General features: G+C 34.8%; 10 protein-coding genes. 3 read left to right on the top strand and 7 right to left on the bottom strand.

Annotation, left to right across the window (positions count from 1 at the left end; translation table 11 throughout):
* The 3 genes from P6733_RS12020 (at position 1) to P6733_RS12010 (ending at position 2,437) form a co-directional block, all read left to right on the top strand.
* Complete coding sequence (locus P6733_RS12020; RefSeq protein WP_306353145.1) at positions 1-849, top strand: glycosyltransferase family 2 protein; 849 nt, start codon at positions 1-3, stop codon at positions 847-849.
* A 74-nt stretch (positions 850-923) separates the two neighbouring features.
* Entirely contained in the window at positions 924-1,664 is a 741-nt protein-coding gene (locus P6733_RS12015; protein ID WP_306353144.1) for an MlaE family ABC transporter permease, read from the top strand.
* The gene (locus tag P6733_RS12010; RefSeq protein WP_306353143.1) at positions 1,661-2,437 is read left to right on the top strand and encodes an ABC transporter ATP-binding protein; all 777 of its coding nucleotides are present in this window, start codon (positions 1,661-1,663) and stop codon (positions 2,435-2,437) included. The genes P6733_RS12015 and P6733_RS12010 overlap by 4 nt, the downstream gene beginning before the upstream one ends.
* Positions 2,438-2,454: 17 nt before the next feature.
* On the opposite strand, the gene P6733_RS12005 is transcribed toward P6733_RS12010, so the two are convergent.
* The 7 genes from P6733_RS12005 to cdd form a co-directional block, all read right to left on the bottom strand.
* Positions 2,455-6,249, bottom strand: coding sequence for a gliding motility-associated C-terminal domain-containing protein (locus P6733_RS12005; protein ID WP_306353142.1), 3,795 nt, complete (start codon positions 6,247-6,249; stop codon positions 2,455-2,457).
* Positions 6,250-6,360: 111 nt separating this feature from the next.
* The gene (locus tag P6733_RS12000; protein ID WP_306353141.1) at positions 6,361-7,425 is read right to left on the bottom strand and encodes a mannose-1-phosphate guanylyltransferase; all 1,065 of its coding nucleotides are present in this window, start codon (positions 7,423-7,425) and stop codon (positions 6,361-6,363) included.
* 80 nt (positions 7,426-7,505) lie between these two features.
* The gene (locus P6733_RS11995) at positions 7,506-8,099 is read right to left on the bottom strand and encodes a SprT-like domain-containing protein (protein ID WP_306353140.1); all 594 of its coding nucleotides are present in this window, start codon (positions 8,097-8,099) and stop codon (positions 7,506-7,508) included.
* Positions 8,100-8,156: 57 nt separating this feature from the next.
* The gene (locus P6733_RS11990; RefSeq protein ID WP_306353139.1) at positions 8,157-8,834 is read right to left on the bottom strand and encodes an SDR family NAD(P)-dependent oxidoreductase; all 678 of its coding nucleotides are present in this window, start codon (positions 8,832-8,834) and stop codon (positions 8,157-8,159) included.
* A 146-nt stretch (positions 8,835-8,980) separates the two neighbouring features.
* The gene (locus tag P6733_RS11985) at positions 8,981-10,648 is read right to left on the bottom strand and encodes a pyruvate dehydrogenase complex dihydrolipoamide acetyltransferase (RefSeq protein ID WP_306353138.1); all 1,668 of its coding nucleotides are present in this window, start codon (positions 10,646-10,648) and stop codon (positions 8,981-8,983) included.
* 5 nt (positions 10,649-10,653) lie between these two features.
* Entirely contained in the window at positions 10,654-11,652 is a 999-nt protein-coding gene (gene pdhA / locus P6733_RS11980; RefSeq protein WP_306353137.1) for a pyruvate dehydrogenase (acetyl-transferring) E1 component subunit alpha, read from the bottom strand.
* 148 nt (positions 11,653-11,800) lie between these two features.
* Positions 11,801-12,283: a cytidine deaminase gene (cdd, locus tag P6733_RS11975; RefSeq protein ID WP_306353136.1), complete on the bottom strand. Its 483-nt coding sequence runs from the start codon at positions 12,281-12,283 to the stop codon at positions 11,801-11,803.
* Positions 12,284-12,289: the final 6 nt, after the last annotated feature.

Below are 12,289 nucleotides of genomic sequence, written 5' to 3'. Positions count from 1 at the left end.
ATGAGATTCTATATTGTCATCCCTGCGCACAACGAAGCCGAGTACATTAAGCTAACTTTGGACTCTTTAGTGCAACAAACTGTACTACCTACTCAAGTAATCGTCGTCAATGATCATTCCACCGATAACACTGCCACTGTTGTAGAAAGTTATTGTAAAAATCACTCTTGGATACAGTTATTAAATATTAGTTCTACTGAAGCACACATGCCGGGTAGTAAAGTTATTCAGGCTTTCAATAAGGGTTATGCCTTGCTGGATGAAAACTATGATATTATTATAAAACTGGATGCTGATTTAATATTGCCTTTAAATTATTTTGAAACCATAGTAAATCACTTTAAAGCAGATTCAAAAATCGGAATGGTTGGAGGTTTTGCATATATAGAAAAAAACAAGGAATGGATCCTCGAGAATTTAACCGACAAGGATCATATTCGTGGTGCTTTTAAAGCATATCGAAAAGAATGTTTTCTTCAAATTGGCAAACTAAAAACCGCCATGGGTTGGGATACTGTAGATGAATTACTCGCTAAATACTACAATTGGAAAATTGTAACGGATACTTCATTAAAAGTAAAACACCTAAAACCTACAGGAGCAAACTATAACAAAACAGCCCGCTATAAACAAGGAGAAGCTTTTTATAGTCTTCGTTACGGTTTTATCATAACAACTATTGCGTCTTTGAAATTGGCTACCATGAAAAAAAAGCCTTTCCTATTCATCGATTATATTCTTGGCTTTTTAAAAGCCAAAAAGAACAACCATCCCTATCTGGTTGATAAAGAGCAGGGAAAATTTATTCGTCAATATCGTTGGCAAAAAATGAAGTCTAAACTTTTTTAAAAAAAATAAACCTTTAAAAATCTCAACTAGAAAACCAATAAAATTTGGTATTTTAGCCATTATTTATCAAGTAAATGAAATATTTAGAACAAATAGGAAAATACTTTTTGATGTTGAAAGAAATCTTCAACAAACCAACAAAGTGGTCCGTCATGCGTCGATTAATCTTTAAAGAAGTAGATGATTTAATTATTGGATCTCTAGGTATCGTAGCATTTATCGCCTTTTTCGTAGGAGGGGTAGTTGCCATTCAAACGGCATTGAACTTAACCAATCCTTTAATTCCAAAAGCGCTTATTGGTTTTGCAACAAGACAATCTGTTATATTAGAGTTTGCTCCTACTTTCATCTCCATTATTATGGCGGGAAAAGTAGGTTCATATATTACCTCTAGTATTGGAACCATGCGTGTAACAGAACAAATTGATGCTCTTGAGGTAATGGGGGTTAATGCTTTGAATTACCTTATATTCCCAAAAATAGTTGCTTTGATGCTTTATCCATTTCTAATTGCTATTGCCATGTTCCTTGGAATACTCGGTGGATGGATGGCTGGTGTATATGGCGGATTTGCTTCTAGTACAGATTTTATCAATGGTCTTCAAATGGAATTTATACCTTTCCATATTGTATATGCATTTGTTAAAACATTTGTTTTTGCTTTAGTTCTAGCTACAATTCCTTCTTTCCATGGATTCTACATGAAAGGTGGAGCTCTTGAAGTAGGAAAAGCCAGTACTGTTTCATTCGTATGGACCAGTGTTGTTATTATTCTAGCAAATTATATTTTAACACAATTATTGTTAAGCTCATGATTACAATTGAAAACATTGAAAAGTCCTTTAATGGCACCAAAATATTAAAAGGAATATCGGCTGTTTTTGAAACCGGTAAAACGAATTTAATCATTGGACAGAGTGGATCGGGTAAAACCGTTTTACTGAAATCCTTATTGGGTATTCACACTCCTGAAGTAGGTACAATTTCATTTGATGGAAGAATTTATTCTGACTTAACGGCTGATGAAAAAAGAGAATTACGTACTGAGATTGGGATGGTATTCCAGGGAAGTGCATTATTCGACTCCATGACTGTTGCAGAAAATGTAGGTTTTCCATTGCGAATGTTCTCTAACAAAAGGAATACTGAAATCAACAAGCGAGTTGATGCTGTTCTCGAGCGTGTGAATCTTGTAAATGCACATAACAAATTCCCTTCGGAAATATCTGGAGGTATGCAAAAAAGGGTTGCAATTGCTCGCGCTATTGTTAATAATCCTAAGTACTTATTTTGTGATGAACCGAACTCTGGATTAGATCCTGAAACTTCTATTCTTATTGATACCTTAATTAAGGAAATCACAGAAGAATACAATATTACAACTGTCATTAATACACACGATATGAACTCTGTAATGGAGATTGGTGAAAAAATTATTTTCCTTAAAAATGGTTTAAAAGCTTGGGAAGGAAATAAAGAAGAAGTATTCGTCACAGAAAATCAAACTATTATAGATTTCGTATACTCTTCTAACCTATTCAAAAAAGTTCGAGAGGCTCACCTAAAAGAATTAAAAGCTGGACATTAAGTCCAGCTTTTTTTATATTAATAGTCTTCTGTAATTAGATATACCCAACCTGTTTTTGCTTCACCTGTAGCCAGTTTTATCACATAATAATACGTAGCATCCGGAAGAATATTACCATTATAAGCTTGACCTTTCCATTCATTAATGTAGTTGCTTTGCTTATAAACTTCGGTTCCATATCTATTGAATATTTTCAATTCCAGCACATCAAATCCACTTAAATCGAACGTATCGTTTAATCCATCATTATTCGGTGATACTCCTTTTGGTATCTTACAGTTTGTTTTAGGAACAACTAATGAAGAGGTAGCTGAACATCCTTCCACATCGGTAACTGTAATAATATAGGTTCCTGCGCTTAATCCTGAAATGTCTACTGTTGCCATATGACTTATAAATCCATTTGGTCCAGTCCATTCATATTCAACTGTAGCTTCATTAAAGGAACCATTTACCGCATGGACACCTACAATATAATTATCATTAACACATCCACCAGTTACATTGATAGGAAACTGATATAGATTTTTTGAAACGACAATTGAATGCTCATTTTCACATCCATTATTATTTACTTTCACTATATAAGTACCAAAATCCGTAACCTCAATACTAGGCGAAGTAATACCACTCATTAATTGGTTATTATAATACCATGTATAAGTAGCCTGTGATAAATCGTAATTATTTTCTGGATGTACAGTGATAATAGCACTTTGCTTTTCACAAATCACAATATCTGCTCCGCCTAGATTAAACATAGGCTTTCCAGTCACTTTTACTTCGACACTTTCAGGTTCAGAAGCACAACCATTTAGCGTTGCTACGACAGTATAAATACCTGCCATTCCTACTGTAGCATTTTGAAGCGTCGGATTTGCTCCAGAAGCTGTATATCCATTTGGTCCCGTCCATGTGTATAACACATTAGAAACAGCAATCGTTTTAAGCTGAATGGTAGTTCCTTCACACACTGGCGCTACTGGATCAATAGCGGGCTTAGCCGGAACTTCTTTCAATTGCACGGTTACAATGGTCTCATCCGAATTATTACACACTCCTGTTACTTTATAATTAAATTGATAAGTACCCGCAGCTAATCCTGTAGCTGTCCAAGTATTTCCAGATAAAACACCACTAGTTGTAATTTCCGTCCATACACCATTCGAATCATATGTTGTTCCTAAGAGCGTAAATAAATCAACAGTCATATCGCTATTACAATAAGAAACAGTCATTCCATCTCCTGCATTAGGACTATTATGATTCATTGGCACTTCATAATCTAAAGTTCCATTTATACATGAATTTGGATAAATAGAAGTTATCTTGACATGGTACATTCCATAATCTGTAGCTGCATTAAAAGGGGCAAAATCTAAGGAACTGCTTGTACTCAATATATTTGTAGTATCATTTCCTTTCCACCATACGTATGTTAAAAAAGGAAAATCAGGAACTGCCAAAGCTCCATTTTGTCCATTACATAACGATCCTGCAATTTCAAAAGAAAAAGGTACTGTTACATCAAACTGACGGTTGACTATGTTATTACAAATATCTTCTACCTGAAAATTATAATTTGCAGGCTCAAGCCCCGTAAAAACATTATTTGTTCCATTTTCTACTGTAAATGGTATTCCGTTTTTTGTCGTTATTCTATATTTCAATGGAGGAACTCCTGTTGCTACAATTACAACATCGGTCATATTTGCCGCACATGAAAAACTATAGGCATCCACAATTGCTGGCCCACCAATTACAGTAAATTCTTTTAAAGTTGGAATACAGTTCATAAACCCTCCAGGTTCTCCATTTGGGAATGCTTGGAAACGTTTAATAACTCTGAATTTTCCAATGTAATCGTTATTATAATTGATTGTATTGTTCGTTAAAAGCTTCGAATTTGTAACTGTCGGAAGTGTTCCTTCTGCATAGGCAACTCCAGTACCTGGATGTCCCCAAGTATTTGCAACAGGATCAAATTTCTGTAACCAATAATAATTAATCTCTTCCGAATTACTCGTGTGTTTTAAGTCAATATCGAAAGTTCCGCATTTCTCAATAATTACAATATCATTTTTTGCAATTGTGTATCCAATAATAGTAACCGTTGTCATGCGTAAAGAATTACAAGAGTCGCGAGATTCAAATTTGTAAGTTCCCGCTGGTAATGTATTCATGTAGAATGTACCGTTTGCAATAATATTTGCCGAAACATTATGTGGTAACGTAACTGAATATGCCGATGGAGCTTCTGTAATAGTCACTTCTTCCAATTGGCTCGTTAACCCTAACATTCGCACTGAACCAAAACCAATATCGCAACCGGGACGTAAGGTAACAACCAAATTATCTGGTACAAATCCAGGCACTAAAACATTGATTGAATAAGGATTACCACAATTATCTATTACATCAAATGAATAAGCTCCTTCTAGTAGATTGTCCATGTAGAAACCTCCAAATTCATTGATAAAAGAAGATACATTATAAGGCATCGTATGATTGTATCCCACAGGAGCTGCCGTCATAATAACGGAACTAATCCCAACTCCTGTAACAATAATTCCTATTTGCCCTAAACCTTGCCCGCAACCTTTGTTTGAAGCGTTAACGATTAATTGAGGTTGAGCAGCATTCGTACTTATTGTTTTTGTGAACGTTCTACCACAGGCATCCGTCATCTGTATTGTATAATCTCCTGCTGGAATAGCATGATTAAGATCTCCATAGTCTACACTATCTTCATTAAAAGGTCCTGGGTGTCCTGAATTAAAAGTGGATGGATTGAATCCTGCTGGTGCAGAAAGAAAATTAATAGTATAAGGTCCTACATAATTTTCAGGAAGAAGCATTAAATAAGTATCCGTACAATTAATGGATATAAATTTATTTCCAAATTCAAATTTACGATCTACTGGGTTATTATTACGGGTGAATATATTACCGCAGCGATCTACAAATTTAATATCATACGAATAGGCTAGGCCATTATAAAATGGAATTGCCTTATCTACGGGTTGATCAGATTGAGATCCATTAGTAATCGTTTGAGTCAGAATAATTGGGGCACCACCTCCAGGTGGATGAACAGTATAGGTTACCTGCAGTGGATAAGCAATAATACTGTTTGTATTTGGTGCTGAGATTAAGTGCCCTACTTTAATTTCATTACACGAAGGGAGTTTCTTATCAGGGAAAAATCCTTCTGAAATATTTATCCCAACAGGAATTTGTAATATCGTGTGGGTTCGTACTGGACCTTCTCCACAGGCATCAAAAGCTCTAACTCTATAGGCACCTGGCACTAATCCATCAAATACATTTGACGTTTGCAATGGGAAAATAATGGGTCCAGAAATAATTTCATAGGATACAGCTGTTCCGGACAGAACATTGACCGTAATTTTTCCATCGTTACCACAAATTGATTTTATTCCTACTAAATCATAGGAAAATGGAATTATAGTACTGGTAATTGTTGCTTCAGCTTGTTGGGAATTACTAACACCATTCAAGGTTTGCACTGCTACCACTCTATAGGTACCTGCTGTTAATCCTACCACCAAGTTAACGTTTACTGACGATAACGGAACTGTTGTATTAGGCAACAAATATACATTATATACGATTGAAGCTCCTGGAGTAGTACCACTTGTTGTAAAGGTAAGTTTACCATTACCAAGACAACTTTCTTGTGTAGGAGCTACGTTTAATGTAAAATTAGCCAATTGGCTAAAGCATGGGGCTGAAAGAAAAAAGAATAAAAGAAAAGTAATTTTCTTCAGGTTAAGTAAAGTTTTTCTCATAAATTATCAATTACTAAATAATCAACCAATATAGTTAATATATTCTTAATATAATTAAGAGAATCTCATTTTATTCCTAAAAAAATATTGATTACGTTATTTATTCATCAGTTAGAATAAAACATTAACCTTTTGACAAATACTTTTTATTTCTTGTTCTTTTTGTTTTGGATAAATTAACAATACATCGTCCTTATCAACAATGATATAATCGTTCAATCCATCAACAACTACGATTTTACCTTTAGCAGTTCTAATAATATTGTTTGAAGCATTTTGCAATAAAACAGCTGCATTTACAATTGCATTTTCATTTTCATCTTTTGGCAGTTTTTCATGCAATGACCCCCAAGTTCCTAAATCATTCCAATCAAAAGTTGCAGGCAACACATATACATTTTCTGCTTTCTCCATGACAGCATAGTCAATCGAAACATTCTCTGCTAAGCCATAATAGTTTTTAACGAATTCTGCTTCTTCTGGAGTATTGTAAAAATTATATCCTTTCATGAATAATTCCATCATTGCTGGTTGAAATTCTTCAAAAGCTTCTACAATTGCGGGAACACTCCAAATAAAGATTCCTGCATTCCATAAGAAATTACCACTTTCAAAAAAGGTTTTTGCCGTTTGATAATCTGGTTTTTCCTGGAACTTTTCTACTTTTTTAATCGGATTGGCATCCAATTTATCAAATTCAATATATCCATATCCCGTATTTGGGAAAGTTGGTTTTATACCAAGTGTCATTAGTGCTTTTTCTGCGGCACAAAAATGAAAGGCTTGTTCTAAATTCTGAATAAATTGATTTTCATCTTCAATCCAATGATCTGTTGGCGCAACCACCATTACTGCATTTGGATTTTTCTTTTTTATTTTTAGGGATGCATATAAAATACAAGGTGCTGTATTTCGCATATCTGGTTCTAATAATATTTGCTCAGGTTTTACTTCTGGCAATTGCTCTAAAACAAAATCATTGTAGATTTCATTGGTTAGAATTAAAATATTTTCTGCAGGAATAAGTTTTGACAACCTACTAAAAGTTTTCTGAATTAACGTCTCTCCTGTCCCTAACATATCATGAAATTGTTTTGGGAAAGCAGCAGTACTTACTGGCCAGAATCGCAATCCGACTCCACCAGCCATTAATATTGCAAAATAATTTTTATTCATTTTTATAATTTAATAGTTCAAGTAGGTTTTTCTTCTTCCTACCCTAACAATAATACTTCATAAAGAGAGTGAACTCTTTATTATAATAATTCTACTTCGGCATTGGGATTAAAAAGAAAAGTCTTTCCAGAATTTACTTCTAAACATTCAAAGCGCTTTGTTCTCTGAGCTCCTTTTTTAAAAATCTTTCCATTATGAATTCGGAACATACTTCCATAAGGAATCTCAAAGATATAATTTTTATCATTTTTTTCATCAAATTGTTTCAATGCTAATGATAAAGTTGCATCTGTATCGCTACTTGCTGTTGGATTCTTAAAATGCCTTGCTAATAGTGGTAACAATTGCCCTGGAAATACTTCTGGTCTAATATATGGAACCATTAATCGCTGGAATGTATATTTCCATTCATTTCCATGTGGTTTAATCGCTCTTCCAAATTTTTCAAAAGCAACCAAATGTGCAATCTCATGAATTAAAGTCATTAAAAAACGGTACTTATTCAAACTAGCATTTACGGTAATCTGATGGGAACCTGTTGCATCTTTCCTATAATCGCCATGTCTTGTAACACGTTCATTTACAATTTTCAGATTAACATTATTTGCTTTGATCATCTCAAATGCGAGATCTACAGCATGTTCTGGTAAATACGGTTTTAATTTATCTTTCATCCTTCAGTCGTTAAACACTACTTATCAATACAACGAACCTAAAATTGACTTTTATATTTAAGGTGTCGTTGAAGACACTTCTAATACTTTTCCATTGTAATACTGATTTCCAGTTAGAGCAAAATTATAAATATAGTCTGCCATTTTTTGCGCAGATAATGGCGCTAAATATCCTGGAAAAGCTTCTTGCAACATTTCTGTTTGTACTGCTCCTAATGCCAAAACATTAAAGGCAACACCTTGTTCTTTATATTCTTCTGCTAATAATTCAGAAAGCGTTATTACCGCTCCTTTACTAGAACTGTAGGCTGCAAGTCCAGCAAACTTCATACTACCTTGTATTCCTCCCATACTACTAATCGTTACCACATGGCTTCCTTTCCCTAAATAAGGCAACACTATTCGTGTTAAGGCTGCAACTCCAAATACGTTTACTTTGTATATGTTCTCAAAATCTGTCGTAGAAGTTTCTAAAAAAGGTTTTAATACGATTGCACCAGCATTATGAATTAAGACATCTACTTTTTTCCATGTTTGGTTTAAAAAGACAGATACTTTCTCTAAATCTGATTCATTCGATAAGTCTACTGAAAGACAGGAAATATTTTCATGTTCTACATGAGCTTGACTAACTTTTCTTGAAATTGCCAATACTTGATGTCCTGCATTGGCAAACTGTAAAGCCAATTCATGCCCAATCCCTCTACTTGTTCCTGTTATTATTATATTTTTCATTTACTATAGTCCATTTTTTTAATTAAAAACCTTTTCTCAAGATTTCCAATCCATTCTATTGAATGTTACCGATATTACTGCTAAAATAATAAAAAAATCCCGTCCCCAATAAAAGGAACGGGATTAGTATATATATCGTTATTGGATTATGCCAACATCGTTACAGGATTCTCTAAATAGCTTCTTAATGTTTGTAAGAACTGTGCTCCAGTTGCCCCGTCTACAGTTCTATGGTCACATGCTAAAGTTACTTTCATGGTATTACCTACCACAATTTGTCCGTTTCTAACCACTGGTTTTTCAACAATCGCTCCTACAGATAAAATTGCAGAGTTGGGTTGGTTAATAATAGATGTAAATTCAGTGATTCCAAACATACCAAGATTAGAAACTGTAAATGTACTTCCTTCCATTTCGGCTGGTTGTAATTTTTTGTTTCTAGCTCTTCCAGCAAAATCTTTCACGCTAGTTCCAATTTGAGATAAACTCATTTGGTCTGTGAATTTCAATACTGGAACAACAAGTCCATCTTCAACCGCTACAGCTACCCCGATATTCACATGGTGATTTACGATGGTTACATCTTCTTTCCATTGAGAATTTACTTGTGGATGTTTTTTCAAGGCCATTGCACAAGCTTTTATAACCATATCATTAAATGACACTTTAGTATCAGGTAATGAATTAATTACTCCTCTTGATGCCATCGCTTGATCCATTGCAACCTCTATTGTCAAATAATAGTGTGGTGCAGTAAATTTAGATTCTGCCAAACGGCGTGCGATAACTTTACGCATTTGAGAATTTTTAATCTCCTCTACGAATGTTTCTCCAGCAGGAACAAATGGTTTAACTACTGCTTCTGTTTTTGCAGGTGCAGTACCTTGAGCCTGTGGTTGTACTTGTGTTTGTTGTGGAGTAGAAACGGCTTGTGGAACATAATTTTCAACATCACGTTTCACGATACGTCCATTCTCACCTGTACCTTTGATTTGAGATAATTTAATCCCTTTTTCATCAGCAATTTTCTTTGCTAATGGAGAAACAAATACTCTTTGTCCATCATTAGCTACGGTATCATTTTCTGTAGTTGTTTCAGTTGTAGCTGCTTCTTTCGGAGCACTTGCCGCAGGAGATTTTTCTTCTGCTACTGCAACTGGAGCACCACCATTTTTATAGTTTTCTGCAATACCCGCAATATTCGTTCCTTCTGGTCCGATAATCGCTAATACACTGTCAATTGGAGCTGACTGTCCTTCTTGAATACCAATAAATAATAAAGTTCCTGCATTGAATGACTCAAACTCCATTGTTGCTTTATCGGTTTCAATTTCTGCAAGAATATCTCCTTCATTAACTTTGTCACCTACTTTTTTCAACCAAGTTGCTACCGTTCCTTCCGTCATGGTATCACTCAATCTTGGCATTGTAACAACGACAACTCCTTTTGGTAAAGCTTCTGTAGTTGCTTTTGCTTCTGCTGGTTTTTCAGCTTCTGCTTTTGGAGCTTCTTTCGATGCATCAGCTGTAGTTTCAGCAGCTGGTTTTCCTGCTAATAATGCTGAAATATCTTCACCTTCTTTTCCAACAATTGCTAATAAAGAATCTACTGGCGCTGACTCTCCTTCATGAATCCCAATGTGCAAAAGAGTTCCTGAATAGAAAGATTCAAATTCCATTGTAGCTTTATCAGTTTCAATTTCTGCAAGGATATCTCCTTCACTTATTTTGTCTCCCACTTTTTTGAGCCATGTAGCCACAACACCATCGGTCATGGTATCACTCAAACGTGGCATTGTTATAATTTCTGCCATTTCAATTATAGTTTATGAGGTAAAAATGGATAGTTCTCCTGATCATATACGACATCATACATAACGCTTTTGTCTGGATACGGAGATTCTTCAGCAAATTTCTCACATTCACTTACTAAATCTTTTACTCTTTCATCAATTGCTTCGATCTCTGCATCAGTTGCATAGTTCTTTTCTTTGATGATATCTAATACTTGTGTAATAGGATCTATTTTTTTGTATTCTTCTACTTCTTCTTTTGTTCTGTAGTGTTGTGCATCTGACATTGAATGTCCTCTGTAACGGTATGTTTTCAATTCTAAGAATGTTGGACCATCTCCACGACGAGCTCTTTCAATTGCTTCATGCATTGCTTCTGCAACTTTAATTGGGTTCATTCCGTCTACTGGGCCACATGGCATTTCGTATCCTAAACCTAATTTCCAGATATCGGTATGGTTTGCTGTTCTTTCTACAGAAGTACCCATTGCATATCCATTGTTTTCAACAATAAATACTACAGGAAGTTTCCATAACATAGCCATATTGAAAGCTTCGTGTAAAGAACCTTGACGAGCAGCACCATCACCAAAACAAGTTAAAGTAACTCCTCCTGTTTCAAAATACTTATCGGCAAAAGCAATACCAGCACCTACAGGAATTTGCGCTCCTACGATACCGTGTCCACCATAAAATCCGTGTTCTTTAGAAAAAATATGCATCGACCCACCTAAACCGTTAGAAGTTCCGGTTGCTTTACCTAAAAGTTCAGCCATTACTTTTCTTGGATCCACACCCATACCGATTGGCTGAACGTGATTCCTGTAAGCTGTAATCATTTTATCTTTTGATAAATCCATTACGTGTAATGCTCCTGCTAATATGGCTTCTTGTCCATTATATAGGTGCAAAAAACCTCTTACTTTTTGTTGTATGTATAATGCAGCCAGTTTGTCTTCAAACTTTCTCCAAAGTAGCATGTCTTCGTACCACTTTAGGTAAACTTCTTTAGTTATTTCTTTCATTTTGCTATTTTTTTCTTTTGCCGTTTTAATATAGTATCAATTATTCACTAATAATAACGCAAAACAGTTTCCTCACACAAATTTGCGAAAGGCAAAAATAAGACATTCCTCCTTAGAAGTAAAATAAAAAAGAAGTTTTTGGTTTTTTTTATAAGAAGTTCTTATCAAAAACAAACGGAAGTAAATTCTTTACAGAATCTGACTTATAGATTTCACCCGTTTCACCCATAAAATAAATAGAAAAAGGAACATCTTGTTTGTATTCATATTCTACTAAAGACTGCCTACAGGCTCCACAGGGCGGAATAGGCGAAGTCACAACTTTATCATCGGATGTTGCAGAAATGGCAAGTTTTAAAATTTTAGCTTCGGGATAAATTGCTCCGGCATAAAAAATTGCTACTCGCTCAGCGCAAAGCCCTGAAGGATAAGCTGCATTTTCCTGATTGGACCCTACTACTATTTCACCATTGTCTAATAAAACAGCCGCTCCTACTCTAAATCTAGAGTAAGGAGCGTATGCTTTTTTTCTAATTTCAACTGCTTCTAACATTAATGATTTATCTTCTACTGAAAGTTCTTCTAAAGAATCATAAGCCGAAAATGTAGTTGCTATATTTATTTTTTTCATTCAATT

This window comes from Flavobacterium aerium (assembly GCF_030766725.1).
In the GTDB taxonomy this organism is placed as follows: Bacteria; Bacteroidota; Bacteroidia; order Flavobacteriales; family Flavobacteriaceae; genus Flavobacterium; species Flavobacterium aerium.
This window is presented reverse-complemented; position numbering and strand designations above follow the sequence as displayed.

Bases quoted from the DNA above. Each gene is read 5' to 3' on its own strand.
- P6733_RS12020 (WP_306353145.1), top strand. From the start codon at position 1: ATGAGATTCTATATTGTCATCCCTGCGCACAACGAAGCCGAGTACATT.
- P6733_RS12015 (WP_306353144.1), top strand. From the start codon at position 924: ATGAAATATTTAGAACAAATAGGAAAATACTTTTTGATGTTGAAAGAA.
- P6733_RS12010 (WP_306353143.1), top strand. From the start codon at position 1,661: ATGATTACAATTGAAAACATTGAAAAGTCCTTTAATGGCACCAAAATA.
- P6733_RS12005 (WP_306353142.1), bottom strand. From the start codon at position 6,249: ATGAGAAAAACTTTACTTAACCTGAAGAAAATTACTTTTCTTTTATTC.
- P6733_RS12000 (WP_306353141.1), bottom strand. From the start codon at position 7,425: ATGAATAAAAATTATTTTGCAATATTAATGGCTGGTGGAGTCGGATTG.
- P6733_RS11995 (WP_306353140.1), bottom strand. From the start codon at position 8,099: ATGAAAGATAAATTAAAACCGTATTTACCAGAACATGCTGTAGATCTC.
- P6733_RS11990 (WP_306353139.1), bottom strand. From the start codon at position 8,834: ATGAAAAATATAATAATAACAGGAACAAGTAGAGGGATTGGGCATGAA.
- P6733_RS11985 (WP_306353138.1), bottom strand. From the start codon at position 10,648: ATGGCAGAAATTATAACAATGCCACGTTTGAGTGATACCATGACCGAT.
- pdhA (WP_306353137.1), bottom strand. From the start codon at position 11,652: ATGAAAGAAATAACTAAAGAAGTTTACCTAAAGTGGTACGAAGACATG.
- cdd (WP_306353136.1), bottom strand. From the start codon at position 12,283: ATGAAAAAAATAAATATAGCAACTACATTTTCGGCTTATGATTCTTTA.